Annotated in this window: 17 protein-coding genes; 10 read left to right on the forward strand and 7 right to left on the reverse strand. The window is 72.4% G+C overall.

All coding sequences use genetic code 11. The features are described from left to right. The first annotated feature begins 541 nt into the window (after positions 1-541). The 5 genes from ACZ60B_RS33325 (at position 542) to ACZ60B_RS33345 (ending at position 11,707) form a co-directional block, all read left to right on the forward strand. Positions 542-2,854, forward strand: a complete 2,313-nt coding sequence (locus ACZ60B_RS33325) for a M4 family metallopeptidase (protein ID WP_469393692.1) — start codon at positions 542-544, stop codon at positions 2,852-2,854. Between the two features lie 193 nt (positions 2,855-3,047). Next, positions 3,048-4,706: a cellulase family glycosylhydrolase gene (locus ACZ60B_RS33330; RefSeq protein WP_469393694.1), complete on the forward strand. Its 1,659-nt coding sequence runs from the start codon at positions 3,048-3,050 to the stop codon at positions 4,704-4,706. Positions 4,707-4,855: 149 nt separating this feature from the next. Then, the gene (locus ACZ60B_RS33335; RefSeq protein ID WP_469393696.1) at positions 4,856-5,776 is read left to right on the forward strand and encodes a DUF3500 domain-containing protein; all 921 of its coding nucleotides are present in this window, start codon (positions 4,856-4,858) and stop codon (positions 5,774-5,776) included. Between the two features lie 265 nt (positions 5,777-6,041). Beyond that, the gene (locus tag ACZ60B_RS33340; protein WP_469393797.1) at positions 6,042-9,416 is read left to right on the forward strand and encodes a pyruvate carboxylase; all 3,375 of its coding nucleotides are present in this window, start codon (positions 6,042-6,044) and stop codon (positions 9,414-9,416) included. Between the two features lie 416 nt (positions 9,417-9,832). Continuing rightward, entirely contained in the window at positions 9,833-11,707 is a 1,875-nt protein-coding gene (locus ACZ60B_RS33345; protein WP_469393698.1) for a M1 family metallopeptidase, read from the forward strand. Between the two features lie 75 nt (positions 11,708-11,782). Here the strand turns inward: ACZ60B_RS33345 and ACZ60B_RS33350 are convergent, their stop codons facing one another. After that, positions 11,783-12,598 carry a DUF817 domain-containing protein gene (locus tag ACZ60B_RS33350; protein ID WP_469393700.1) on the reverse strand — a complete coding sequence of 272 codons (816 nt, stop codon included), beginning with the start codon at positions 12,596-12,598 and terminating at the stop codon, positions 11,783-11,785. 205 nt (positions 12,599-12,803) lie between these two features. Between ACZ60B_RS33350 and ACZ60B_RS33355 the strand changes: the two genes are divergently transcribed. The 4 genes from ACZ60B_RS33355 to ACZ60B_RS33370 all read left to right on the forward strand — a co-directional run bounded on the left by ACZ60B_RS33355 (position 12,804) and on the right by ACZ60B_RS33370 (position 18,471). Further along, positions 12,804-14,294 carry a condensation domain-containing protein gene (locus ACZ60B_RS33355; protein WP_469393702.1) on the forward strand — a complete coding sequence of 497 codons (1,491 nt, stop codon included), beginning with the start codon at positions 12,804-12,806 and terminating at the stop codon, positions 14,292-14,294. Between the two features lie 66 nt (positions 14,295-14,360). Continuing rightward, the gene (locus tag ACZ60B_RS33360) at positions 14,361-15,761 is read left to right on the forward strand and encodes a hypothetical protein (protein WP_469393704.1); all 1,401 of its coding nucleotides are present in this window, start codon (positions 14,361-14,363) and stop codon (positions 15,759-15,761) included. A gap of 155 nt (positions 15,762-15,916) precedes the next feature. After that, entirely contained in the window at positions 15,917-17,218 is a 1,302-nt protein-coding gene (locus tag ACZ60B_RS33365) for an AAA family ATPase (RefSeq protein ID WP_469393706.1), read from the forward strand. Further along, the gene (locus tag ACZ60B_RS33370; protein ID WP_469393708.1) at positions 17,215-18,471 is read left to right on the forward strand and encodes a vWA domain-containing protein; all 1,257 of its coding nucleotides are present in this window, start codon (positions 17,215-17,217) and stop codon (positions 18,469-18,471) included. Before ACZ60B_RS33365 ends, ACZ60B_RS33370 begins: the two co-directional genes overlap by 4 nt. A 75-nt stretch (positions 18,472-18,546) precedes the next feature. Here the strand turns inward: ACZ60B_RS33370 and ACZ60B_RS33375 are convergent, their stop codons facing one another. From ACZ60B_RS33375 to ACZ60B_RS33390, 4 genes are all read right to left on the reverse strand, one after another. Further along, complete coding sequence (locus tag ACZ60B_RS33375) at positions 18,547-19,785, reverse strand: cytochrome P450 (RefSeq protein WP_469393710.1); 1,239 nt, start codon at positions 19,783-19,785, stop codon at positions 18,547-18,549. A 23-nt stretch (positions 19,786-19,808) separates the two neighbouring features. Beyond that, complete coding sequence (locus tag ACZ60B_RS33380) at positions 19,809-21,191, reverse strand: NAD(P)/FAD-dependent oxidoreductase (protein WP_469393799.1); 1,383 nt, start codon at positions 21,189-21,191, stop codon at positions 19,809-19,811. 8 nt (positions 21,192-21,199) lie between these two features. Next, positions 21,200-21,427, reverse strand: a complete 228-nt coding sequence (locus ACZ60B_RS33385; protein ID WP_469393801.1) for a ferredoxin — start codon at positions 21,425-21,427, stop codon at positions 21,200-21,202. A gap of 101 nt (positions 21,428-21,528) precedes the next feature. Continuing rightward, positions 21,529-22,158 (reverse strand): hypothetical protein, encoded by a 630-nt coding sequence (locus tag ACZ60B_RS33390; RefSeq protein ID WP_469393712.1) that lies wholly within the window; start codon positions 22,156-22,158, stop codon positions 21,529-21,531. 478 nt (positions 22,159-22,636) lie between these two features. Between ACZ60B_RS33390 and ACZ60B_RS33395 the strand changes: the two genes are divergently transcribed. Then, positions 22,637-22,840 carry a cold-shock protein gene (locus ACZ60B_RS33395; RefSeq protein ID WP_059190954.1) on the forward strand — a complete coding sequence of 68 codons (204 nt, stop codon included), beginning with the start codon at positions 22,637-22,639 and terminating at the stop codon, positions 22,838-22,840. Positions 22,841-22,905: 65 nt separating this feature from the next. On the opposite strand, the gene ligA is transcribed toward ACZ60B_RS33395, so the two are convergent. Continuing rightward, positions 22,906-24,996 carry an NAD-dependent DNA ligase LigA gene (gene ligA, locus ACZ60B_RS33400; RefSeq protein ID WP_469393715.1) on the reverse strand — a complete coding sequence of 697 codons (2,091 nt, stop codon included), beginning with the start codon at positions 24,994-24,996 and terminating at the stop codon, positions 22,906-22,908. 161 nt (positions 24,997-25,157) lie between these two features. Beyond that, the gene (locus tag ACZ60B_RS33405; protein ID WP_469393717.1) at positions 25,158-26,816 is read right to left on the reverse strand and encodes a multicopper oxidase family protein; all 1,659 of its coding nucleotides are present in this window, start codon (positions 26,814-26,816) and stop codon (positions 25,158-25,160) included. Between the last annotated feature and the right edge of the window lie 103 nt (positions 26,817-26,919).

The following is a 26,919-nucleotide window of genomic DNA, read 5'->3' on the forward strand; positions in this document are numbered from 1 at the left end:
GGGGTGACGGTGGCGGGGCGGTTCCCGGGCCGCCCGCGCCCGGGGACTGCGGATTCGGATACGGATACGCGGTCGGCTGTGCCGGTGCCCCTGAGTCGTGCGGGGGCTGCTGCGAAGGCTCCCGTGGCGTGGACATGATGTGAAGATAATGCAGGAGTGACCGGTCAAGTCCCTTGAAGGCAGGGAGCGTTACGGTATGGGGACACCCGGCGTCGACCGCCGGTCCCCGATCCCGGCGCGATCGCCGAGCGGAGGACTCGCGCCGGGACGTGGTCAATTCCAGCCGAACTCCCGATGCGTCCATGACAACTCTGTGGGTTTGCTGTCACGCTCATAGGGGCCTTCACCGACCGTTCACGCCCCTCACACCCCCACACCCACCCTCATTCCACGCGCCGCCCGCTCTCGTGCCGGGCGCCCTCGCGCGTCCCCGTGCCGCGCCCCGCACCCCCCGGCGCGGCGCGTTCCGGGCGGACCGCAAGCCGCGGCCCGCTCCCCCTCGGCCCTCACCGCGGGCCGACCGTCGCACAAGGAGTCGACCTTGTCACGACCTCACCCCGCAGGTCACCGCTCCCGCCCCCTCCGCGGAGGAAACGCGGCCCTCGTCGCGCTCGCGGCCGGGGCCCTGCTCGCCGGCGCGGTCCAGGCCGGACCCGCGTCCGCCGCGCCCCGCGACCCCCGTCCCGTGAAGATCGTCGCCACCCCCCGCGCGGGGGCCGCCCCGGCCGCCCTGTCGCCCGCGCGACACGCGGCACTGGTCGGCCGTGCGCGGGCGGCGGCCGCGGACACGGCGCGAACGCTCGACCTCGGGCCCCGGGAACGGCTCGTCGTGAAGGACGTCGCCCAGGACGCCGACGGCACCACGCACACGCGCTACGAGCGCACCTACGCCGGCCTTCCGGTGCTCGGCGGCGACCTCGTCGCCCATGTCCGCAACGGCCGTACCACCGTCTCCGAGGCGACCGGAGCCGCGCTCGCGGTGCCGACGACCACGCCGGGGGTGCCCGCGTCCGACGCCGCGGCGACGGCCCTCGCGGCCGCGCGGAAGGCCGCCGCGGCCGGGTCGGGGACGCGGGCCGACCGCGCCCGCGGGACCGCCGCCCGCGCCCCGCGGCTCGTCGTCCTGGCCGGCGCGGCCGGGCGGCCGGTGCTGGCCTGGGAGTCGGTCGTCGAGGGCGTCCGCCGGGACGGCACCCCCAGCGAACTGCACGTCGTCTCCGACGCGGCCTCGGGCAAGGTCCTCCAGGAGTACGACGGTGTGGAGACCGGCACGGGAGTCGGCCAGTACAGCGGGGCCGTGCCGCTCGGCACCACGCCGTCCGGATCGACGTACCAGCTCGTGGACGGCGACCGCGCGGGACACCGTACGTACGACCTGAACCAGGGCACGTCCGGGACCGGCGCCCTCTTCACCGACGACAACGATGTCTGGGGCGACGGGACCCAGGGCAACCGGCAGACCGCCGGTGTGGACGTGGCCTTCGGGGCGGCGGCGACCTGGGACTTCTACAAGGACGTCTTCGGCCGCAACGGCATCCGCAACGACGGTGTCGCCGCCTACAGCCGGGCCCACTACGGCAACAGCTACGTCAACGCCTTCTGGTCCGACACCTGCTTCTGCATGACCTACGGCGACGGCTCGGGCAACGCCAAGCCGCTGACCGCGCTGGACGTCGCGGCCCACGAGATGAGCCACGGCGTCACCAGTGCCACCGCCAACCTGACCTACTCGGGCGAGTCCGGCGGCCTCAACGAGGCGACCTCGGACATCTTCGCCGCCGCGGTTGAGTTCCACTCGGATCTGACGGCCGACGTCCCCGACTACCTCGTCGGCGAGAAGATCGACATCCGGGGCAACGGCGCCCCGCTGCGCTACATGGACAAGCCCTCCCGGGACGGTTCCTCCCGCGACTACTGGGACTCCGGCCTGGGCGGCATCGACGTCCACTACTCCTCGGGACCCGCGAACCACTTCTTCTACCTCCTCTCCGAGGGCAGCGGGGCCAAGACCGTCAACGGCGTCGCGTACGACAGCCCGACCTACGACGGCCTGCCCGTGACGGGCATCGGCATCGAGAACGCCCAGCGGATCTGGTACCGGGCGCTGACCACCTACATGACCTCGACGACCGATTACGCCGGTGCCCGGGTCGCCACCCTCCAGGCCGCCGCCGACCTCTTCGGCGCCTACAGCGACACCTACCTCGCGGTCGCGAGCGCCTGGGCCGCGATCCATGTCGGCGACCGGGTGGCGCGGGGCGTCAACGTCGCGCCCGTCGGCGACCAGACCAGCGGTGTCGGCCAGCAGGTCTCGCTGCGGATCGGTGCCTACACCACCAACACGGACGCCACGCTCGGGTACGAGGCGACCGGGCTCCCGGACGGGCTGTCCCTCGGTGCCGACGGACTGATCTCCGGCGTTCCCACCACCACCGGCACCAGCGACGTCTCCGTCACCGTGACCGACAGCACCGGCGCGACCGCGACCGTCGCGTTCCACTGGCGGGTCGCTTACGTCTACGCCAACGGCACCCGGGTCGACATCCCGGACGCGGGCGCGGCGGTCGAATCGCCCGTCACCATCACGGGCCGCCCGGGCAACGCCTCGGCCGCCACGGAGGTCTACGTCAACATCGTCCACACCTACCGAGGTGACCTGACCGTCGACCTGGTGGGCCCCGACGGCACCGTCTACGCACTGCTGAACCGCTCCGGCGGCTCCGCGGACAACGTCGACCAGACCTTCACCGTGGACGCCTCGGCGCAGCCCCTCGAAGGCACCTGGAAGCTGCGGGTGCGTGATCTGGCCTCGATCGACGTGGGCTACATCAAGCAGTGGCAGCTCACCCCCTGACCTGGGGAGAACCACCCGCGCGCAGGCCCGGACCGGCACCCGGTCCGGGCCTGCGCGTCGGTCGGAGCGGGCCGGGGCCCTGTCCGACGTCTTGACGTGTACTTGGCATGATGGCTTTATGGGAGCGCTCCCATGAATCCCGACCACCCCTGCCCATGCCTGAGTTTCTTGGCGCTCACTCCCTGGAGTCGTAGTGAGATCAACAAGAAGCACGACACGAAAGAGGCCCCTGGCCGATCTGCTGACCGGGCTGACCGCGGTCCTCGGCCTCGTCCTGCTCGGCCTGTTCTGCCCGGCCGTCGCGCAGGCCCGGTCGCCCGGGGTCCTCGCCACCGGCCTCCACATCGCCGACGGCCGCCTGGTGGAGGGCAACGGCAACGACTTCGTCATGCGCGGCGTCAACCACGCCCACACCTGGTACCCGAGCCGCACGCAGTCGCTCGCGGACGTCAAGGCGCTGGGCGCCAACACCGTCCGGGTCGTCCTCGCCGACGGCCACCGCTGGAGCGCCAACAGCGCCACGGACGTGGCGAACGTCGTCGCCCAGTGCAAGGCCAACCGGCTCATCTGCGTCCTGGAGGTGCACGACACCACCGGCTACGGCGAGGACAGCGCGGCCGGCACGCTCGACGAGGCCGCCGACTACTGGATCGGCCTGAAGAGCGTGCTCGCCGGCCAGGAGAACTACATCGTCATCAACATCGGCAACGAACCGTGGGGCAACACCGACCCGGCCGGCTGGACCGCCCCGACGATCGCGGCCGTCCAGAAGCTGCGCAACGCCGGATTCCAGCACACGATCATGGTGGACGCGCCCAACTGGGGCCAGGACTGGCAGGGCGTCATGCGCGCCAACGCCCAGTCCGTCTACGCCGCGGACACCACCGGAAACCTGATCTTCTCGATCCACATGTACAGCGTGTTCGACACGGCCCAGGAGATCACCGACTACCTGAACGCCTTCGTCAACGCCAAGCTGCCCATCGTCATCGGTGAGTTCGGGGGGCCGGCCGACCAGTACGGCGACCCCGACGAGGACACCATGATGGCCACCGCCGTACAGCTCAAGCTCGGCTACCTCGCCTGGTCCTGGAGCGGAAACACCGACCCGATCCTCGACCTGGCACTCGACTTCGACCCCGCTCAGCTCAGTTCGTGGGGTCAGCGCATCTTCAACGGCGTCAACGGCATCGCCCGGACCTCCAAGGAGGCCACCGTCTACGGCGGCACCTCCGCCGACACCCAGGCGCCGACCGCCCCCGGCACCCCGGCCGCGTCCGCGGTGACGGCCACCTCGGTGAACCTGTCCTGGACCGCCGCCACCGACAACGTGGGCGTCACCGGCTACGACGTCGTACGGATCAGCGGCGGCGCCGAGACCGACGCCGCCGCCTCCACCACCAACTCCGTCACCGTCACCGGCCTCACCGCGAGCACCGCGTACACCTTCGCCGTCTACGCCCGAGACGCCGCCGGGAACCGCTCCGCGCGGTCCGCCACGGTGAACGTCACCACGAGCAGCGCCCCCACCGGGATCTGTTCCGTGGCCTACCGGATCGTGGGGGAGTGGCCGGGCGGCTTCCAGGGCGGTATCACCCTGCGCAACACCGGTACCGCCGCCGTCAACGGCTGGAAGCTCGTCTTCGCCTTCGCCGACGGTCAGACGGTGAGCAACATGTGGGGCGGGACCGCCGCCCAGAGCGGCGGCACGGTGAGCGTGACCCCGGCCTCCTACACCTCCACCATTCCCGCGGGCGGCTCGGTGGACGTGGGGTTCATCGGCGCCAAGGGCACCACCAACACCGCGCCGACGGCGTTCACCCTCAACGGCAGCGCCTGCACGGTCATCTGATTCGCCCGGCGCACCGACCGGCGGGGACCGGCTGTCCCCTCGCCGGTCGGTGCGCCGCAGCCCATGGGGAGTGCCCCGCGCCTGCCTCCACGGCCGACGCCCAGGTCCGGCACAGGCTCCGCTCAGCGCGCCGGGACAGGGTGTCCGGCATGTATGGCGCTTCCGGTGCCCGCAAGGGCAGGGTCCGTGTGCTGATCGTCGACGACGAACCCGAGCTCACCGAGTTGTTGTCCGTGGCCGTCACCGAGGCGGGATGGCAACCCCTCCGCGCCGCGGACGGGCACAGCGCGCTGCGGATCGCGCGGGTCTGCGCACCGCACGCCGTCGTCCTGGACTGGATGCTGCCGGACGTGGACGGTCTCCAGGTGCTGCGCGGGCTGCGCCGGAAGAACGCCGTACTGCCCGTGCTCATGCTCACCGCCCGCGACACCGTGGAGCACCGGATCGACGACCTCTTCACGGTCCACTCCACGGGGGTGGACACCGCGCCGGTCGTCGCGGCGGCGAACGCCTTCCTCGCCGGGCTCACCGACACCCAGCGGACCGCGACCCGGTTCACCGTCCACTCCACCGAGTGGCGGCTGTGGAGCAACGTCGACTCCTACGACCGTCAGGGCGTCTCGCTCGCGGACCTGAGTGACGATCAGAAAACTCTAGGCACAGCCCTGTTGAAGGCGGCACTGAGCGCCGACGGACTGGAGACCACCGAGAAGATCCGGAGGATCAACCAGGCCGCGGGCGAGGCGATCGGCAACACCGGCTCCTTCAACGAGGACGCCTACTACTGGACCTTGATGGGCACCCCGTCCGCGACCGAGCCCTGGGTCTTCCAGTTCGACGGCCACCACACGGGCGACGACGACGCCTTCTACGTGCGGGTGCACAGCCCCGTCGTATGGGTCGAGGTCGACTGCCTGGCCCCCGGCCCGCTGGCCGGCGCCTACGGCGCCACCCAGGGCGGCGGTCCGACGCAGAAGCACGTCCACTCCGTCATCCGCACCCCCAACGGCAACGACTACGGGAAGGAGCTCCTCAGGCAGCACTATCTGACGTCGCCGCACCACCGCTGAGCCGGCGGAGGCGACCGCCTGTCGACCTGATGTCCTGTCATCGCCCCGGGGGTCGCGCCTTTTCCAGGTGCGGCCCCCGGGGCGTTCGTGGCGCCGCGGGACGCGGGACCGACGCGGAGAACGCCCGGTGCCACCGCTCGAAGGGGGCGGGCAGGACCGGCCCTCCATCGGGGGAAACGCAAGGTGGGTGGCCCGGGTCACATGGCACAACGGCCCCGACGCCGACACCATGGTCCTCGTCACCGGCAGGCTGAAGGGATCCAGGATGTTCCGCAAGGTACTGGTCGCCAACCGTGGTGAGATCGCGATCCGGGCGTTCCGCGCGGGTTATGAACTCGGCGCGCGGACCGTCGCCGTCTTCCCGCACGAGGACCGCAACTCGCTGCACCGGCTGAAGGCGGACGAGGCCTACGAGATCGGCGAGCCCGGTCATCCCGTGCGGGCCTACCTCTCCGTCGACGAGATCGTCCGGGCCGCGCGCCGCGCCGGGGCGGACGCGGTCTACCCGGGCTACGGATTCCTCTCCGAGAACCCCGACCTGGCGCGCGCCTGCGAGGAGGCGGGCATCACCTTCGTCGGACCGAGCGCCCGCACCCTGGAGCTGACGGGCAACAAGGCCAGCGCGGTGGCCGCGGCCCGCGAGGCAGGCGTGCCGGTGCTCGGCTCCAGCGCGCCCTCCACCGACGTGGACGAACTCGTGCGTGCCGCCGAGGAGGTCGGCTTCCCCGTGTTCGTCAAGGCGGTCGCGGGCGGCGGCGGCCGCGGCATGCGCCGCGTCGAGGACCCCGCGCTGCTGCGGGAGTCCATCGAGGCGGCGTCGCGCGAGGCGGCCTCGGCGTTCGGCGACCCCACCGTCTTCCTGGAGAAGGCCGTCGTCGACCCCCGCCACATCGAGGTGCAGATCCTCGCCGACGGCCAGGGCAACGTCATCCATCTCTTCGAGCGCGACTGCTCGTTGCAGCGGCGCCACCAGAAGGTGATCGAGATGGCGCCCGCGCCCAACCTCGACCCGGAGCTGCGCGACCGCATGTGCGCCGACGCGGTGCGCTTCGCCCGGCAGATCGGCTACCGCAACGCGGGCACCGTCGAGTTCCTGCTCGACCCCGAGGGCAACCACGTCTTCATCGAGATGAACCCGCGCATCCAGGTCGAGCACACGGTGACCGAGGAGGTCACCGACGTCGACCTGGTGCAGGCGCAGCTGCGCATCGCGGCCGGTGAGAGCCTGGCCGACCTCGGCCTGTCCCAGGAGACCGTCGCCCTGCACGGGGCCGCCCTCCAGTGCCGTATCACCACCGAGGACCCGGCCAACGGCTTCCGCCCCGACACCGGGCGGATCACCGCCTACCGCTCGCCGGGCGGCTCCGGCATCCGCCTGGACGGCGGAACCACCCACGCGGGCACCGAGATCAGCGCGCACTTCGACTCCATGCTCGTCAAACTGAGCTGCCGGGGAAGGGACTTCAAGTCCGCGATCGGCCGGGCCCGGCGTGCCGTCGCCGAGTTCCGCATCCGCGGTGTGGCCACCAACATCCCCTTCCTCCAGGCCGTGCTGGACGACCCGGACTTCCAGGCCGGGCGGGTGACGACCTCGTTCATCGAACAGCGGCCGCAGCTGCTCACCGCCCGGCACTCCGCCGACCGCGGCACCAAGCTGCTGACGTACCTCGCCGACGTCACGGTGAACAAGCCGCACGGCGAACGGCCCGTGCTGATCGACCCGGTGACCAAGCTGGCGCCGCCGTCCGCCGCCGAGCCGCCCGCGGGCTCCCGGCAGCGGCTCGTCGACCTCGGCCCGGAGGGATTCGCCCGCGCGCTGCGCGAGTCGCCGACCATCGGCGTCACCGACACCACCTTCCGCGACGCCCACCAGTCGCTGCTGGCCACCCGGGTGCGCACCAAGGACCTCCTCGCCGTCGCCCCCACCGTCGCGCGCACCCTGCCCCAGCTGCTGTCCCTGGAGTGCTGGGGCGGCGCCACCTACGACGTCGCCCTGCGCTTCCTCGCCGAGGACCCCTGGGAGCGGCTGGCGGCCCTGCGCGAGGCGGTGCCCAACATCTGCCTCCAGATGCTGCTGCGCGGCCGCAACACCGTGGGCTACACGCCCTATCCGACGGAGGTGACCGACGCCTTCGTGCAGGAGGCCGCGGCCACCGGCATCGACGTCTTCCGCATCTTCGACGCCCTCAACGACGTCTCCCAGATGCGGCCCGCGATCGACGCCGTACGGGAGACGGGCACGGCCGTCGCCGAAGTGGCGCTGTGCTACACCTCCGACCTGTCGAACCCGGCGGAGCGGCTGTACACCCTGGACTACTACCTGCGGCTGGCCGAGCAGATCGTGGCCGCGGGCGCCCACGTCCTGGCGGTCAAGGACATGGCCGGACTGCTGCGCGCGCCGGCCGCCGCGAAGCTGGTGTCGGCGCTGCGCCGGGAGTTCGACCTGCCGGTGCACCTGCACACCCACGACACCGCGGGCGGCCAGCTCGCCACCTACCTGGCCGCGATCCAGGCCGGCGCCGACGCGGTCGACGGAGCGGTGGCCTCGATGGCGGGCACCACCTCGCAGCCGTCGCTGTCGGCGATCGTGGCCGCGACCGACCACTCCGAGCGGCCCACCGGCCTCGACCTCCAGGCCGTCGGCGACCTGGAGCCGTACTGGGAGAGCGTGCGCCGCATCTACGCGCCGTTCGAGGCCGGTCTGGCCTCGCCGACCGGGCGCGTGTACCACCACGAGATCCCCGGCGGGCAGTTGTCCAACCTGCGCACCCAGGCGGTCGCGTTGGGCCTCGGCGACCGTTTCGAGGACATCGAGGCGATGTACGCGGCCGCCGACCGCATCCTGGGCCACCTGGTCAAGGTCACCCCGTCGTCCAAGGTGGTCGGGGACCTCGCCCTGCACCTGGTGGGCGCCGGAGTGTCGCCGGCGGAGTTCGAGGAGACCCCGGACCGGTTCGACATCCCCGACTCCGTGATCGGCTTCCTGCGCGGCGAACTGGGCACCCCGCCCGGCGGCTGGCCGGAGCCGTTCCGCAGCAAGGCGCTGCGCGGCCGCGGCGAGGCCAAGCCCGTGCAGGAGCTGACCGAGGAGGACCGTACGGGCCTGGAGAAGGCTCCGCGCGCGACGCTCAACCGGCTGCTGTTCCCCGGGCCGACGCGCGACTTCGAGACGCACCGCCAGACCTTCGGCGACACGAGCGTGCTGGACAGCAAGGACTTCTTCTACGGTCTGCGGCCGGGGACGGAGTACGTCGTCGACCTGGAGCCCGGCGTCCGTCTCCTGATCGAGCTGGAGGCCGTCGGCGAGGCCGACGAGCGCGGCATGCGCACCGTGATGTCGACGCTCAACGGTCAACTGCGCCCGATCCAGGTGCGCGACACCGCGGCGGCCGCCGACGTGCCGGTGACCGAGAAGGCGGACCGGGCCAAGCCGGGCCATGTGGCGGCACCGTTCGCGGGTGTGGTGACGCTCGTCGTCGACGAGGACGACGAGGTCGAGGCGGGTGCCACGGTGGCCACCATCGAGGCGATGAAGATGGAGGCCACGATCACCGCCCCGAAGGCCGGGAAGGTGACCAGGCTGGCGATCAACCGGATCCAGCAGGTGGAGGGCGGCGACCTGCTCGTCGAGATCGGCTGACCCGGGTCCGGCGCACCGGCCCATCGGTGCACCGGGCACGGCGGACCCAGGGGCGGGCGACGGGAGTTGCCCGCCCCCTGGCACGCACCGGGTGCCGACGGCCGACAGCGGTCGCAGCGCCCCCTCCGACGACGATCCGGGGGGCCGGGGAGTGCGCTGTGAGCCGAGAGGCCACAGGGGCGGCAGTGCGGGCTGGGACCCGTCCCACCAGGGAATTCACCCTCTTTGCCCGATGGCATGTTCCGGTCAAATCTGTCAGGCTTTCGGGAGCCGTCCCCCGACCCCAGGGGGCACGGCGGGAATCTCACGTCAGCGATCGCGCGAGCGACGCTCATCCCCGGCCGCCCCGGCGCACCCCAGCCGGTCCGGCGGCCACCGCGCACGCCGGAAACCCGGCCGCCGAAAAGGAGTCACGTGTGAGACCGACCCCCCACAAGGCCCTCGCCGCGAGTGTGCTCGTCCTCGCCGCGTCGGCCGCAGCCCTGTTCCCCGCCACCCCGGCCGCGGCCGCCGCCCCGCCGGACGCCGTGCCCGCGGCAGCCCCGGCCGCCGCCTGCACCCCGGCCCAGGTGGTGGGCAACGGCGGCTTCGAGAGCGGCACTTCGTCCTGGACCCAGTCCTCGACCACCGTGATCACCAGCCGCACCGGCCAGAGCGCCCACGGCGGCACCACCTTCGCCTGGCTGGACGGCACCGGCGGCACCCGCACCGACACGCTCTCGCAGAGCGTCACCATCCCGTCCGGGTGCAGCAGCGCCAGCCTCACGTTCTGGCTGCACATCGACACGGCGGAGACGACCTCGTCGACGGCCTACGACAAGCTGACGGCGAAGATCGGCAGCACGACCCTGGCCACGTACTCGAACCTCAACAAGGCGTCCGGGTACGCCCAGAAGACGTTCGACGTCTCGGCGTTCGCGGGCCAGACCGTCACGCTCGCCTTCACCGGCACGGAGGACTCCAGCCTCCAGACCAGCTTCGTCCTCGACGACATCGCCCTCGACACCTCCGGTGACACGAGTCCACCGGCCGACTCCACCCGCACCCCCGCCGCCCCCGCCTACACGGTCAGCCTGACCAGCAACACCAGCGGCACCAACTGGACCGGCCACGAGAGCGTGACCTTCACCAACGCCTCCTCCACCGCGCTCGGCGAGGTGTACCTGAGGCTGTGGGACAACTACCACGGCACCTGCTCCGCGATGCCCATCGTCGTGAGCAACGTCAGCGGTGGCACCGCCGGTTCGCTCTCGGTCGCCTGCACGGCCCTCCGGATCAGCCTGTCGTCGCCCGTGGCGCAGGGCCAGAGCGCGACGATCGGCTTCGACCTGGCCATCACCGTGCCCAGCGGCGCCGACCGCTTCGGCTACGACGGCGCCTTCGTCAACATCGGCAACGCGCTGCCCGTACTGGCGGTCAAGGACGGGGCCGGCTGGCACCTGGACCCGTACACCAACAACGGCGAGTCGTTCTACTCGCTGGCCGCCGACTTCAAGGTGACCCTGGACCACCCGACGAGCCTCCTCGTCCCGGCCACCGGCACCTCGGTCGACGCCGCCGGGTCGAGCGGCCGTACGGTCACCACCGCCACGGCCTCCAAGGTCCGCGACTTCGCCTGGGCCGCCGGGCCGTTCACCAAGATCTCCGGCACCTCCACGGCCGGCACCGCGATCAACATCTACTCCGTGACGGGCATCAGCTCCTCCAGCGCGCAGTCGATGCTCACCACCGCCAAGTCCGCCGTGGACGCCCACGCGGCGCGCTTCGGCGCGTACCCGTACGGCGAGCTGGACGCGGTGATCGACAACAACTACTGGTTCGGCGGCATGGAGTACCCCGGGTTCGTCCTCGACCTGGTCAGCACCACCGCGCTCACCCACGAGATCGGTCACCAGTGGTTCTACGGGATCGTCGGCGACGACGAGTACAACAGCCCCTGGCTCGACGAGGCGTTCACCGACTACGCCACCGACCTGGCGCAGGGCAAGACCGGTACCGGCTGCTGGAGCAGCGTCTCCTGGGCCTCCTCGGCCGAGAAGATCACCAACTCGATGGCCTACTGGGACGCCCACTCCTCCCGGTACTCCACCGTCGTCTACGGCTACGGCAAGTGCGCCCTGCACGACCTGCGCCGTCAGCTCGGTGACACCGTGATGGCCAACCTGCTCAAGAGCTACGCCACTTCGCACTGGTACGGCGTCTCGACCACGGCCGAGTTCAAGGCGGCCGCGCAGGCGGTCACCACCACGGACCTGACCTCCTTCTGGAGCACGCACCGCATCGACGGCTGACCGGTCGCCGGCCGCCGGGCATCGACCCGGCGGCCATCGACCCCATCGACCCCATCGGCCCATCGGCCGTCGGGATCAGGCCGCCGCCCCGGGCGCCCCGGGCGCGGCGGCCGTACGGGTCGACCCGCCGGTGCCCGTGCCCGCGTCGAAGGCGCTGATGACGAAGGTGACGCTGATCAGCAGCGCCCAGGACGCCCACTTGGACACCGAGACGGGCTCCCAGCCGTGCGCCTGGTACGGGTACGTCCAGGCCCCGAGATAGGTGGCGATGTTCTCGGCGAGCCACAGGAAGAACCCGATCAGGGTGAAGGCCAGCCCCAGCGGCATCCGGTACCCGCGCTCGCCGATCGCGAAGTGCACCCACACCCCCGCGGTCACGGCGAGCAGCAGGCCGCCGAGCGGCCAGCGCAGGTCCGGCAGCCAGTGATGGCTGAGGAAGTTGCCGTACAGGCCGACGGCGAGCACGGCCGTGGCGCGGGCCCGGTAACCGGTCATCCTCAGGCGCATCAACCGCCAGGAGCGACAGACGTAGCTGCCGACGGCCGCGTACATGAACCCGCCGTACAGCGGCACCCCGGCCACCTTGGTCAGGGCCGGTTCGGGATAACTCCAGGCCCCCACATGCACCTTGACCAGTTCGAAGGCCAGCCCCAGCAGATGGCAGACCGCCACGACCGCCAACTCCCGCCTGGTCTCCCACCCCAGCAGCAGGCCCGCCCCGGTCAGCAGCACCCCGTACACCAGGAGCAGGTCGTAGCGTGCCACCGGCAGCGGCGGCAGGAGGGTCGAGGCCGCCATCCCGCCCAGCAGCGCGGCGGCGAACACGCAGCAGCGTGTCTGCAACCAGGCGAACCGCAGCAACTGCCCCACGACCACCCCGGCACTCTCCATGAACCCGCGCATGTTCCTCTAGACAGCCGCGGCGGCACGGGAGTTGCCGCAGAGGCGGCAATAAGTTCGGGTGTCACCCGGCGGGCCGAGGACCGTTGTTCGACATACCACCCGATCCATTGAAAAATCCGGCTTCATCGCACGCCGTCCCCGAGCGGGGCATTTCCTTGATCGGATATGCCTCAACTGAGAACGGAGACGTCCGGTGCGAATGACCGACATCCAGCGCTGCGAGGTCCGGCCCGGACGGCTCGTCGAGTGGACGCTCAGCCCCGCCACCGTCGAGGCGGCGGCGGACCTGCCGTACGACACCCGGCCCCCGGCGTACATCCAGGAGTCGCACATCAGGACGGCCCGGACCGTACGGGAGGACGGCCTGTTCGTGCCGACCTGGCTGGGCACGGTCTTCGACGTCCCGGGGCAGGTCGACCTCGACGTGCTCCAGGAGGCACTGCGCACCTGGACGGTGCGGCACGAGACGCTGCGCAGCGGATTCCGCTGGGACGGCGACGAGATGCGCCGGTTCACGCTGGACGCCGACGCCGTGTCCCTGCGGCGCGCGGTCGTCGGCGACTTCCCCGACGCGGCGGAACTCGTCCAGCACCTCCAGGACCGCTTCGACGTCGCCGCCGACGCCCTCGGCTGGCCCAACTTCCTGTACACGGCGATCGTCCGGGACGACGGCGCGACCGTGCACATGGTCTTCGACCACAGCAACGTCGACGGCTACTCCCTGCAACGCATCCCCGCCGAGATCCACGAGCTGTACGCGGCGGGGGCGCAGGGTCGTGCCGTCGAGGAGACGCCGGTCAGCAGCTACGTCGACTTCTGCGAGATCGAGCGGGCGGACGCCGACCGGATCGACGACACCCACGCCATCGTCGTGCGCTGGCGGGAGTTCATCGACCGCTGCGACGGGAAGCTGCCGGACTTCCCCGTCGACCTCGGTCTCGAACCCGGCGGCGCACTGCCCACCCAGAAGCTGATGCGCGAGAAGCTCGTGGACGCGGACGCCGCCGCCGCGTTCGAGGCGTACTGCCGCCCCTACGGCGGAAGCCTGGTCGGCGTCCTGGCCGCCACCAGCCTTCTTGTGCGCGAGATCGGCGGACAGTCCGTCTACCGCACCGTCGTGCCCTTCCACACCCGGGTGAAGTCCCAGTGGTCCGACTCCGTCGGCTGGTACGTCGGCGGCGCGCCCATCGAGGTCTCCCTCGCGCAGGCCCCGGACTTCGCGGGCGCGCTGCGGACCGTGCGCGCCGAACTCCAGGCCAACAGGTCACTGGCGCGCATCCCGCTCGCCCGCGTACTGCGTCTGCTCGGAGCCGACTTCCGCCCGACGTCGCCCGACCTGTACTCGATCGTCTCCTACCTCGACGCCCGCGGTATCCCCGGAGCCGCCCGCTGGGCCGAACTGAACGCGTACGCGCTGCTGCGGGTGTCCTACGGCGACCAGGTGTGCGTCTGGGTCAACCGGATGCACGAGGGACTGTGGCTCGCGAGCCGCTACCCGGACACCGACATCGCGTCGAAGAACATGCGGCTGTACGTCGAGCGGCTGCGGGACGTGATCCTGTCGGTCGCCCGCGGCATCCCCGTGCCCCGGGCCGGAGGGAGCGCCGAGGGGCCGACGGTCCGGTCCGGCGCTCCCGTCCGCCCGAGGGAAAAGGAGCTGACGGGCGGCGGCGAGGGACGCTAGGGTCCACGTGATGATGACCGACACTCCGCACAGATCGGGGGTCCCGTCCGCGCAAGGTGAGTGCTGATGCTCACTCGAAGCGTGTACGGGGACACCCGCCTCTCCCTCTGGCAGCGCGTGCGCGAGTTCGCCGTGCCGCCGTCGATGATCGAGACCGCCACCGCCCGCCGTCGTACCGGCGACTGGGCGGGCGCCTGCGCCGCCGCGCGTGTCGACGTCGACCTCGACCTGCGCCGTGCCGCACGGACGTACGGCCGGGAGCCGGCGGCCCGGCTCCGGGCCGACCTGCGTCGGCTGGCTCCCGACCTGCTGCGCTGGCACATGCCGAGGATCGCCCCCGACGGACTGCTGCGACCGGGCCTGACCATCGCCCTGGCCAGGTACGCCACCGACGGACACGACGGCGAACGCCCGGTGTTCCTGGTGGCCAGGACACCACCCGCCTGGGCGGACGCCGGCCAGCGGATCGGCCTCGCCCTGTGGGACGGCTCCCCGGACGACGCAGACGCCCGCCGCCATCCGCACCCCCGCCCCGACCGGCGGTTCCGGCTCGACCTGCACCGCCATCTGTGGGACGCGCGCCGGGCCGACGAACTGCGCACCCGCTCGGGAGCGGACCGGCCCCCTCACGACGGCGGCCCCGGGGTGGAACCGGATCCATGGGAGTACGTGCCGCCGGGGTACGGCTGCGCCGTCGACCGATGGGCGGCCGAGGCGCGTGTGCTGCTCGCCGCCGAGGGACGGGACGGTGGTGACGTCACCGTCCGGCTGGGCGCCCGGCACCGGCTGGACCTGCACCTCCCGGCGGACCAGGACGGCCCCGGACCGCGGGCCGTGCGGATCACGGCGGCCACCCCGGGCGGCGGCGCCCGGGCCCTGCCGGTGCTTCCCGACGCGGCGACCTGGGTCCTGCCCGACCTGGAACTGCTGCGCACCGGCCGCATCACGGCCGACCGGCTGCACCCGCTGGTCGCCTCGGCGCTGACGGCCGGTCACCCGACGGCCCCGGCCCGCGTCCCCGACCGGACGGGGCGGTCCCGCCTGGTGGAATGCCGGGGAGCCCGGCACCGTATCGGCCTGGTCGACGGCGTGCTGACCGCGCTCGACCACGACCCCGCCGAGGTCCGCCGGGAGGAGCTCCTGGCCGAGCTCACCGGCACCCCGCTGCCCTGTCTCCGGGCTATCGACGAGGCGCACCGCCGTCCGGAGTGCCTCGCCGACGTCCGCGAACGCATCGACCACGGCGACATCGCGGGTGCGCTGGCCGTCGTCGAGGGGCTGCTCGGCCCGGCCGCACTGCTGCGCGACGGGGCACTGCGGGACGAACTCGAGGCGGCCGCGCGGCGGCGGATCGTCCACGGCCTGTTCCGGACGGGCCTGATCGGCCCCGGCCCCGACCGCCTCCGCCCGGGCCCACGCCGCCCCGCCACCCACCGTTCCCACCCACGGCACACGACCGGCCGCTGACCCGTACGCCGACGCGCCTGTACGGGCGTTCGTCCGTGCGTCGGCACGTCCGTGCGTCCGCACCTCCGTGCGGGCAAGCGGTTGCCCACCGACCCGCGGGACCTCCCGCGCCCTCGCACCCATCCCGTGCCTCACGAACCCGAAGGTGACCCGCCATGCCCCTGTACGACGAGACCCAAGACATCCACGAGACCCAAGGCATCCACGAGACCCAGGAGACCGGCGAGACCGGGGCCCTGCGCGACCTCGACCGCGCCTCCCCGCTCGACGTCGCGGGCGAGCTGCTGGCCCTGCTGCGTGACACCGCCACCGAACCGCGCCCCGACGACCAACTGGAGGCCCTCGCCCTGGCGGTGGCCGCCGACCTGCCCGTGCTGCTGTGGGGAGAGCCGGGGATCGGCAAGACCGCCGCCCTCACCCAGCTCGCCGAGTCCCTGGACCTGCCGCTGACCACGGTGATCGCCAGCGTGCACGAGCCGTCCGACTTCTCCGGGCTGCCCGTGGTCGGAGACGACCCCGCCCGGCACGGTGTCCCGATGGCTCCACCGGACTGGGCGGTGCGACTGGTACGGGCCGGACGCGGGCTGCTGTTCCTGGACGAGCTGTCCACCGCGCCGCCGGCCGTCCAGGCCGCCCTGCTGCGCCTGGTGCTCGAACGACGGATCGGCGCCCTGCAACTCCCGCCCGGAGTGCGGATCGTGGCCGCCGCCAACCCGCGGTCCTCGGCGGCCGACGGCTGGGAGCTGAGCCCGCCGCTGGCCAACCGGTTCGTCCATCTCCAGTGGACCCACGACCACGAGGTCGTCGTGCGCGGCCTCGGCGGGACCTGGCCCCGGGCCACCCTGCCGCGGCTCGACCCGCGGCGGCTGCCGCAGGCCGTCGACCACGCCCGCCGCGCGGTGTGCGGGCTGCTCGCCGCCCGGCCCGGACTCGTGCACCGGCTGCCCGCCGACGAGGCCCGCCGCGGCGGCCCCTGGCCATCCCCGCGGAGCTGGGACGCGACCCTGCGCCTGATCGCCTTCGCGACCGCGGCGGACTCCTCCCGGGACGTGCTCTCCCTGCTGGTCAGGGGCACCGTGGGGGACGGGCCGGGGCTGGAGCTGCTGGCGAGCCTGGACCGGATGGACCTGCCGGACCCCGAGGACCTGCTCGCCGACCCCGCGGCCGCCGCCCTGCCCGAGCGGGGCGACCTTCGCCAGGCCGTACTGGACGGGGTGGTGGCGGCGGTCCGAGGGCGCCCGGAGAAGTCCCGCTGGGACGCTGCCTGGGCGCTGCTGGTCCGCGCCCTGGAGACCGGGGCGCCGGACCTGGTGGTCGTGCCCGCGACCACCCTCGCCACCCTGCGCCGAGCGGACTGGGACGTACCGGAGGCGATCGAGCGGCTCGCCGGAGCGGTGGCCCTGTCCCGGCGGGCGGACCGCACGGCGGCCCGCGTCGCCGCGCAGGCGGGCCGATGACCACGCACCCGCCCCTGGAACTGGACCGCGACAAACTCTTCGCCGCGCGGCTGAACGCGGCACGCGCCCGGCCCTACCTGGCGACGGCGCTCTTCGCCCTGCACCCCGTCGCGTCGCGGTCCGTCCCGACCATGGCCGTCGACCGGCACTGGCGGTGTTACGTCTCCCCGGCGTTCGTCGCGCGCACCCCGGTGGAGGACCTGGCCGCGGTGTGGGTGCACGAGGTGTCGCACCTGCTGCGCGACCACCACGGGCGCAGCGACCGGTTCGCGCGCGAGAAGGGACTGACCGGCCCCGCGGAACGGCTGCGGATGAACATCGCCGCGGACTGCGAGATCAACGACGACGCCTTCGGCGACGGCCTGGTCCAGCCCGAAGGCGCGGTCACGCCCGAGTTCCTGAAGCTGCCCGCGGGGCAGCTCATGGAGGAGTACTTGAGCCGATTCCGGCTCGGGCCGCACACCCAGAGCCTGGTCTGGCTGGACTGCGGCAGTGGCGCCGACGGGCTGGAACGGGAGTGGGACCTCGGCCCGGACGGCGCCCACGGCCTCAGCGACCAGGAACGGGACGCGGTCCGCTTCAGGGTGGCGCAGGGCATCAACGGCCGGCCGGGGGACACCCCGAAGGGCTGGCGGCGGTGGGCGGAGGAGGTGTTCCATCCGCCGCAGCCCTGGCGGGAGTTGCTGGGAGCGGCCGTCCGTTCGGCGGTCTCCGGCTCCGGCGCGGGCGACGACTACAGCCACGGCCGTCCGGCACGGCGTTCGGCCGGGGTGCCCGGGGTCGTGCTGCCGAGCCTGAGGCGCAGACCGCCCCGGGTCTGCGTGGTCATCGACACGTCCGGGTCGGTCAGCGACAGCGAACTGGGCAGCGCGCTGCTGGAGGTCGCCGCGATCGTCCGCGCGGTGGGCGGCCGCCGGGACCTGGTCACCGTCCTGCCGTGCGACGCGGCCGCACAGGCGGTGCTCCCGCTGTGCCGGGCCGAGGGCATCGCGCTGACCGGCGGCGGCGGCACGGACCTGCGCACCGGGTTCGCCACGGCGCTGCGGCGCGGACCCCGGCCGGACGTGATCGTGGTCCTGACCGACGGTCGGACGCCCTGGCCGGCCGAACGGCCCCCGTGCCGGACGGTGGTGGGTCTCTTCCCGCGGCACGGGGGATCGTCGTGGAACGAGGACGGCTCCGGCCGCAGGCACGACTCGCCGCCCGCTTGGGCACGGACCGTGGTCATCGGTCCGGCTTCCGGCGCCCGGTGAGTCCGGCCGGACGGGCACGGAAGGGGGGAAGGGGGCCGTTCCGGCGTGGAGCGGCCGAGCGGCCCCCTGCCCGCGTCACGGGCGGATGCCGTCGCAGGTGATCCGCAGATGACGAGGGCCGCGCAGGACCGCGTTCTGCCGGTACGGCGGCGGGTCCTCGAGCAGCCTCGGGTTCTCCAGCCGGCGGGCCAGTTCGCTCAGGGCGAGCTGTGCCTCCAGCCGGGCCAGGGGCGCGCCGAAGCAACTGTGGATGCCGCTGCCGAAGCCCAGGTGCTGGATGTCCCCGCGGTCCGGGTCGAACCGGTCCGGACGGTCGAAGCGCTCCGGGTCCCGGTTGCCCGCCGCCAGCACCAGCCACACCGACGCGCCCTTGGGGATGGTGACGCCACGGACCTCGATGTCGGCGAGCGTGGTGCGCTGCGGCACCAGCTGCACCGGCGGCTCGAAGCGCAGCAGTTCCTCGACGATGTCGACCGACAGCTTCGGGTCCTCGCGCAGCCGCCCGAGGATCTCGGGGTTGCGCAGCAGGGTCAGCATCCCGTTGGTGATCAGGTTGACCGTGGTCTCATGACCGGCGATCAGCAGCAGCGCCGCGGTGCTCAGCAGCTCCATCGTCGTCATGGCGCCGTCGGGCCCCTGCGAGGTCGCCAGCTCCGAGAGCATGTCGTTGCCGGGGTTCTTGCGGCGCTCCTCCACCAGCCCGGCCAGGTACATGCCCAGCTCGGTACGGGCGTTGTGCGTGACCTTCAGCCGCTCGGCGGGGTCGGGGGCGTCCGGATCGGGGTCCAGACCGGCGGCGATGGTGTCCGCCCAGCCGTGGAAGCGCGCCTCGTCCTCGCGCGGCACGCCCAGCAGCCGGCAGATCACGGTCACCGGGAAGGGGTACGAGAACTGGTCGACCAGGTCGATGCGTTCCGGGTCCCCGATGCCGTCGACGAGACCGGAGACGATCTCCACCAGCTGGCCGTGCATGTCGTTGACCCGGGTCGGGCAGTGCGGCGGCCCGAACGACCGGTTCGTCATCCGTCGCAGCCGGTCGTGCTCGGGCGGGTCGAGCCGCAGGAAGCTCGGCGGCAGGGCCGACTCCTCCTGCGCGTCGGCGGCGAGCGGGTCACCGGCCGTCCCCTTCAGGTTGCGCGCGTCGGAGCTGATCCGCGGATCGTGCAGCAGGCTGCGGATGTCGTAGTACGAGCTGAGCACGAAGGGGCCGTCGCCCTGCTGGTACACGGGCGTCTTGCGCAGTTCCTCGTACAGCGGGTACGGGTCGGCACGATGGGAGTAGTCGATGATCTGGCGCAGGATGTCTTGCGTCATGAGGTGTCCTCGGGGGCGTCGGATCAGTGCCGGGCGGGGGTGAACGTCATCCGCCGGTCCGCGGGCGAGTAACCGCTCAGGGTGACGGTGGGACCGTGCGAGGGCACCGACGGGTCGGGGAAGTCCGCGGGCAGCGGGCGATCGCCCTCCGGGCGGCGGTCCACCGTGGGGAACGGCGGCGGGAACTGTGCCGTGGTCTCGATGAGCTGCTCGTAGAACGGCAGCCACCGCGACTGGTCGAAGGTGACGGCGCCGATGACGCGCCCCTGGTAGCCGTACACACCGGTGAACCTGCGCTCTTCCCGGGAACCCTGGGCGATGAGGATCTCCGTGCCCATCGACGGCACGCCGACGGACTTGATGTTGACCCCGAACTGCGAGGACCAGAAGGCCGGCACCCACATGTGCGGGCGGCGGTCCACGCTCTCGCTCAGCATGTTGTGCGCCGCGGTCTCGGCCTGGGCCACCGCGTTGCCCCAGTGCTCCAGGGACAGGAACTGGTAGCCGAACAGCGCGTGCGGGGACCGGGCGACATCGCCGGCCACATAGATGTCGTCGGTGACGATGCCCCGGATGTCGAAGGCCCGGCAGCCGGCGTCACAGGCGATGCCCCGGGGGCCCGCGCCGAGTCCGGAGCCGAGGAGCCACTCGGTGTTGCGGGTGGCGCCGAGCGACACGACCACCACGTCGGCCTCGACGCTGCTTCCGTCGGACAGCCGGGCGGAACGCACGTGCCCGGAGGAGTCGCCCTCCAGCGCGGTCACCATGACGCCGGTGCGCAGATCGACGCCGGCCTCGCGCTGCATCTTGGCCGCGACCTCGCCGACGACCCCGCCGAGCGCGCCGACCAGCGGTGCGGCGCCCCGTTCGGCCACCGTGACCGACAGTCCGCGCTCCCGGCAGGCGGAGGCGATCTCGGAGCCGGTGAACCCCGCGCCGATCACGAGCACCCGGCGCGGCCCCTGCGCGAGCGTGCGCTCCAGCGCGACGGCGTCGTCGCGGGTGCGCAGGACGAACACCCCGTCGAGCTCGGCCTCGCTCTCCTGGGGCCAGGGCCTGGCCCGCACCCCGGTGGCGATGAGCAGCCGGTCGTACTCCACCTCGTCGCCGTCGGCCAGCCGTACCCGCCGGGCCGCCATGTCGAGGCCGGCGGCCGCGACCCCGAGGCGCCACTCGGCGTCGATCGCGCGGCGCCGGGGGAGCGCGGTGTGGTCCGCGGTGGCCCGGCCCAGCAGGACCTGCTTGGACAACGGGGGCCGGTCGTAAGGCTCGTAGGGCTCGTCCCCGATCATCGTGAGGGAGCCGGTGAAGCCCTCCGCGCGCAGCGTCTCCGCGCCCCGCAGCCCCGCGAGCGAGGCGCCGACCACGACGATGCGCCCTTCGCGCTTGAGCCGGTCGAGATACATGTCACCGCTCACAGGTCGCCTCCCGAGGAGGACGCGGGAGTGCCGTCCAGCCCCTCCACGAAGATGGCCTGTACCGGGCAGGCAGCCACCGCGCGCGCGATCTCGTCGCGCCGCGAGTCGTCGGCGTGCGGGTCGTAGAGCAGCGACTCCTCGCCGTGCATGGCGAAAACGTCGGGTGCGAGGAACGCGCACTGTGCGTATCCCTGGCAGCGGTTGAGATCGACGACAAGCCTCACCGAGGTCAGCCCTTCCATGGCCCCCTGCCCGCCCCCACGCCCTCAGCATGGACCGGCGCACGCGGTGCCGCGCGCCGAGGTGTGCCGTGGGGATGACGGGTTCAGCGCGCGGGTCCGGAGCGCGGCGGCCGGCGCAGACCGACGCGCAGGAGATGGATGCTGACGATCAGCGCCCAGAACGGGAAGAGCAGTTCGGACCAGGGCACTCCGGCACCCACGATGAGCAGGATCAGTCCTACCGCGTAGCCGAAGAGGGCGAGCGGGCGCGGAAAGACCTGGAGGCGGTGCCCGATGGTCGAGGTGGTGAGGACGAACACGGACGCCATCCGCAGCGCGTACGTCGTCATCAACGTGTACGCGAAATCGCGGCCGAACGTCGAAGGCCCCTCGTTGAGCACGGTTCCTGCCGCCGCACCGGCGCCGAACATGGTGGCGACGAACACCAGGCCGCTGCCCAGGAACACGGTGGCGACGAACCGGTCCTCGGCCGCGCCCACCTGGGCGCGCAGCGCGCCCATGAACCACAGGAAGAAGATGCCCGCGAACGGAACGATCTCCAGCGCGGCCTGCACCGCCCAGCGCATGTTCTGGGCGACGGCGACATCGGCGGCACCCCCCGCCGGTACGGCGATCCGCACCAGGACGATCGCGGCCGCGAGCAGCACCGCGAACACGGTCCCGGCCATACCGGCCGCGCGCGGTGTCCGCAGCCGCTCGTCCTCCGGGGCCATGGACGCTCGCTCTCTCTGCGGCTCGCTTCGACTCTCCCCCTCCCGGTCCAGCAAGCAGGCACGGGTACGCCCGCGCCACCGGGGCACACCCGCGAGGGTGATGTCACGCCGCACGGCGGGGCGGGGCGCCGGGCGGCGTGGACAATGGATGTCCGGCAGGTGATCTTCAGGTGTCCTGGAGGTGCCTCGGGAGTGTCCGGGACGGCGCCCGGCGGGGCGTCCGGGCGGGCGCCGGGGAGGCCATTCGACCGGATGTGCGGCAGGTGTCGAGGGGTCCCCGCGCAACGCCGTTGGACCCGAAGGGCCTTACCCACTGGTGACGGGCGCTTTCGCCGTGTAGCGTCGTCGTCAGATGTCGTGGTTCGCCGTACGCGCCCGCACTGTCGTGCGGGCGCTTTGCTGTGCAGTGCCCGAGGACCAGGACGACCACCTCCGGGTTCGCGCGGTGCGGACCCGTCACCGATTGAGAGGCACCGGCATGGCCAGCGGAACCGTCAAGTGGTTCAACTCTGAAAAGGGCTTCGGCTTCATCGCGCAGGACGGCGGCGGTCCCGACGTCTTCGCGCACTACTCCAACATCAACGCCTCCGGCTTCCGCGAGCTCCAGGAAGGCCAGGCGGTGACCTTCGACATCACCCAGGGCCAGAAGGGCCCGCAGGCGGAGAACATCACCCCCGCCTGATCCGGTGAGACGCACCCGCCCGTCGGCCACCCGGCCGACGGGCGGGTACCCCCGCCGCCGTCCGGTCAGCCGATGAAGTCGGCGACCATGACGGCGAACTCGTCCGGCGTGGACAGCCGGACGCCCAGGTCCTCGGCCTTGGCCCGCTTGGAGCCGGCGCCCTCGCCGGCGACCACCAGCGTGGTCTTCTTCGAGACGCTGGACGAGGAGCGGCCGCCCGCACGTTCGATCAGCTCGTTCATCTGGTTGCGGCTCAGTTTCTCCAGCGGGCCCGTCATCGCGCCCGTGACCACCACGGTCATCCCCGACAGCGGCCCGCCCTGCGGTGCCTGCGCGGTGTCGTCATCGCCGCCGCCTTCGGTACCGGCGGCGGGCGCGGGGGTGGCGCCGGGCTCGGTCATGTTCACCCCGGCCGCCACGAGTCTGTCGATCAGCGGGCCGAGTTCGGCCAGTTCCGCGACGATGGACGGGGCCTTCTCGGTACCGATGCCCTCGACCTGCTGCATCCTCGCCGCGTCGGCGGCCCGTATCTCGTCCATCGTGGCGAAGTACCTGGCGATCCGGCGCGACATGGAACGGCCCGTGCCGCGCACGCCGAGCGCGCACAGCACCCGGGACAACGGCCGGCCCTTCGCGGTCTCGATCGCGGCGAGCAGGTTGTCGCTGCTGGTGGCACCCATCCGGTCCAGCCCGAGCAGTTGCTCGCGGGTGAGCGCGAACAGGTCGGCGAGATCGCCGATCAGGCCCGCTTCGACGAGCTGTACGACCCGGGTGCCGCCGAGCCCCTCGATGTCGAGCTGGTCGCGCCCCGCGGCGTAGGCGAGGGAGGCGACCAGGTGGCAGTTGCGGCCCTGTTCGCAGCGCCAGCGTTCCTGGCTGGTGTCGATGGCGGAGCCGCAGCGCGGGCACACCGCGGGGAACTCGATCGTCCGCTCCTCCCCGGTGCGCAGATGGGCCACCGGGGCTTCGATGCGGGGGATGACGTCACCGGCCCGGTGGACCATGACGTGGTCGCCCAGCCGCAGGTCGCGGCGGGTGATGTCGGCCGGGTTGTGCAGGGTGGCGTAGGTGATGGTGGCCCCCTCGATCTCCACCGGCTCCAGCACCCCGCGCGGGGCGATGATGCCGGTCCGCCCGACGTTCCACTCCACCGCCAGCAGCCGGGTGATCTTCTCCACGGCGGGCAGCTTGTACGCGATCGCCCAGCGCGGTGCCCGCGAACCCGATCCCGCGGCCTGCTGATCGGCCGCCAGGTCGGCCTTGACGACGATGCCGTCGATCCCGAACGGCAGTTCGGCGCGAAGGGCCGCGATCTCCGCCACCCGGGCCAGCACCTGTTCGGCGGTGTCGGCGACCACCCCGGGCACCTCGGTCGCGGCGGTCGTGTGCACTCCCAGTTCGGCGGCCAGGGCCATCAGCTCGCTGTGGGCGAGTTCGCCCAGCCGCACGGCGAGGGCGGTGTCCGTGTCGGGCCGGGGCAGCAGGCCGTAGCCGAAGAACGTCATCGGAACGGTGTAGGCGCGCTCCTTGGCCCGCAGGGTGCCCGCCGCCGCGTTGCGGGGGTTGGCGAACGGCTGCTCGCCGTGCGCGGTGCGCACCTCGTTGGCGTGCTCGAACTGGGCGACCGTCATCAGCACTTCGCCGCGCACCTCGACCGTGACCGGTTCGGCCAGCGTCCGCGGCAGGCCCTCGACGGTGCCGATCGCGTGCGAGACGTCCTCCCCGGCGGTCCCGTCCCCGCGGGTGATCAGTCTGGTCAGCCGGCCCTCGGTGTAGCGGGCGGCGACGGCGAGTCCGTCCAGCTTCGGCTCGACACCGAACCGGGTGACCTCGCGCCCGAGGCGCCGGCCCAGGGAGGCGGTCCAGGCGGTGAACTCCTCGGCGGAGAACACGTTGTCCAGGCTGAGCATCGCGACCGTGTGCGGGACGTCGCCCTCGGCCGCGCCGCCCGCCACCTTGCCCGTCGGCGAGTCGGGCCGGACCTCGTCCGGGTGCGCGGCCTCCCAGGCGGCGATCCCGCGGACCAGTCGGTCGTAGGCGTCGTCGTCGAGTGAAGAGGTGCCGCTCGCGTAGTAGGCGGCCGCGGCTTCCACGGCGTCCTCGACCGCCCGCGCGTAGGCGGCGGCATCCATGATCACTGCAACTGGTGTCGTCATGACCTGCATCTTGCCCGCCCCCACTGACAACGGGCCCCGTGCGGACCCGGACCGGCGGGCGAGGTCCGGAACAGGCGGGTGACCGGCCGGGGCCGTGCGCAAGCGGAACCCGGACGGACCGAGGCGCGGGAGGCCCCGGCCTGGTCACCGGCACCGGCGCGTCAGGTGCGGTACCCGAGGACGGTCATCATCCCGGACTCGGAGTGGTACTGGTTGTGGCAGTGCAGCATCCACAGACCCGGATTGTCGGCGTCGAACTCCACCACCAGCTTGCGGTGCGGCAGTACGTACGCGGTGTCCTTGCGGGCCCCGGCCGCGTCGAGGCCGGCCATGGCGAAGGTGTGGCCGTGCAGATGCAGCGGATGCCACATGTCGGTGGCGTTGATGAGACTCAGCCGAATCCTTTCGCCTTGGCGGATCGGGTGACGCTGCTCCAGGGAGTAGGGCCGGTGGTCGAAACTCCAGTCGAAGGTCCTCATGTTGCCGGACAGTCGGATACGGATCTCGCGGTCCGTGTCGCGCTCCGGCAGCGCCACCGACTCCTGCGGCCTGAGGCGTCCGGCCGGTACCAGCCGCCCGTCCAACTCGTCGGGGAACACCGAGGGCGACGGCAGCGTCCCGCTCCTGTCGGTACGCAGCACCGCCAGCGCCCGCCCCTGCTTGCCCTCGGCCAGCGCGATCAGCGGGAACACCCCGTCCTTGGCGGTGACGAGCACGTCGTAGCGTTCGGCCATGCCCAGCAGCAGCGTGTCGGTCCTGTGGTGCTCGACCGGGTAGCCGTCGGTGTGCGTCACCGTCATCTCGTGGCCGCCCAGCGCCACCCGGAAGGCCGTGTCACCGCTGGCGTTGATGATGCGCAGCCGGATGCGGTCCTTGGCGCGGGCCTTGAAGACCGTGGGCGCCTGCGGACGGCGGCCGTTGATCAGGTAGTACGGGTAGGCGACGTTGCCGCCCTCGCTGCGCAGCAGATGGCTGCGGGAGCCGTGCAGCACCCGGGAGGGCCCCATGGGCCTGCCGCCGTGACTGCCGCGACCGCCGTGGTCGTGCGACGCGCCTGCGCCCTTGCCGGTGCCCATGTCCATGTCCATCGCCGGGCCCTTGCCGTGGCGCAGCTCTGTCAGCACGTCGTCCGGAGTGGAGCCGTCCACCCCGTCCAGCCAGTCGTCCAGGACGACGACCCATTCCTTGTCGTAGGCCAGCGGCTCCCTGGGGTCCTCCACGATGAACGGGGCGTACAGGCCGCGGTCGAGCTGCATCCCCGAGTGCGAGTGGATCCAGTACGTACCGGGGTGCTTGGCCATGAAACGGTAGGTGAAGTCCGCGCCGGGGGCGATGGCGTTCTGGGTCAGATCGGGCACGCCGTCCATGTCGCAGCGCATGCGCACACCGTGCGAGTGCAGCGTCGTCGCCACGGGCAGGTGGTTGGCGAGCGTGAGGTCGAGGATGTCGCCCGCGGTGATCCGGACCTCCTTCCCGGGCAGCGAATCGCCGTACGCCCAGGACCTGACGGTCCGCCCGCCCAGATCCAGGGAGGTCTGGGCGGCGGTGAGCTTGAACCTGCGGACGGGCCCGGACCCGCGCCTCCGCTCGACGGCGACGACCTCGGGCCCCGACGGGTCGACGTACCCCTTGGGTCCCTTGGGGGCGAACCGGGTGCCGCCGGGGCCGGAACCGGCGCCCCCGGGGCCGGGACCCTGGCCGGGACCGGTACCCGGGCCGGAGGCCGGGGGTGAGTCCGACCCGGAGCATCCGGTCAGGAGTCCCGAGCCGGCCGCAACGACCGAGGCACCGAGCAAGGCGCGCCGCGTAAATGTGTTCATGAACGTATAACACACGTCTTGGGGCGATTTGTGTGAGAACTGGAGCGGCGCGTCGGGTGGATCGCCTGCCCGATGCTCTGATCGTCGCCCGCGACGGGCCCGG

Source organism: Streptomyces sp. NPDC104096, assembly GCF_055584385.1.

Coding starts and splice junctions, on each gene's coding strand:
- ACZ60B_RS33335 (WP_469393696.1), top strand. CDS start 4,856: ATGTATGGCGCTTCCGGTGCCCGCAAGGGCAGGGTCCGTGTGCTGATC.
- ACZ60B_RS33340 (WP_469393797.1), top strand. CDS start 6,042: ATGTTCCGCAAGGTACTGGTCGCCAACCGTGGTGAGATCGCGATCCGG.
- ACZ60B_RS33350 (WP_469393700.1), bottom strand. CDS start 12,598: ATGGAGAGTGCCGGGGTGGTCGTGGGGCAGTTGCTGCGGTTCGCCTGG.
- ACZ60B_RS33360 (WP_469393704.1), top strand. CDS start 14,361: ATGCTCACTCGAAGCGTGTACGGGGACACCCGCCTCTCCCTCTGGCAG.
- ACZ60B_RS33365 (WP_469393706.1), top strand. CDS start 15,917: ATGCCCCTGTACGACGAGACCCAAGACATCCACGAGACCCAAGGCATC.
- ACZ60B_RS33370 (WP_469393708.1), top strand. CDS start 17,215: ATGACCACGCACCCGCCCCTGGAACTGGACCGCGACAAACTCTTCGCC.
- ACZ60B_RS33375 (WP_469393710.1), bottom strand. CDS start 19,785: ATGACGCAAGACATCCTGCGCCAGATCATCGACTACTCCCATCGTGCC.
- ACZ60B_RS33380 (WP_469393799.1), bottom strand. CDS start 21,191: ATGTATCTCGACCGGCTCAAGCGCGAAGGGCGCATCGTCGTGGTCGGC.
- ACZ60B_RS33390 (WP_469393712.1), bottom strand. CDS start 22,158: ATGGCCCCGGAGGACGAGCGGCTGCGGACACCGCGCGCGGCCGGTATG.
- ACZ60B_RS33395 (WP_059190954.1), top strand. CDS start 22,637: ATGGCCAGCGGAACCGTCAAGTGGTTCAACTCTGAAAAGGGCTTCGGC.
- ligA (WP_469393715.1), bottom strand. CDS start 24,996: ATGACGACACCAGTTGCAGTGATCATGGATGCCGCCGCCTACGCGCGG.
- ACZ60B_RS33405 (WP_469393717.1), bottom strand. CDS start 26,816: ATGAACACATTTACGCGGCGCGCCTTGCTCGGTGCCTCGGTCGTTGCG.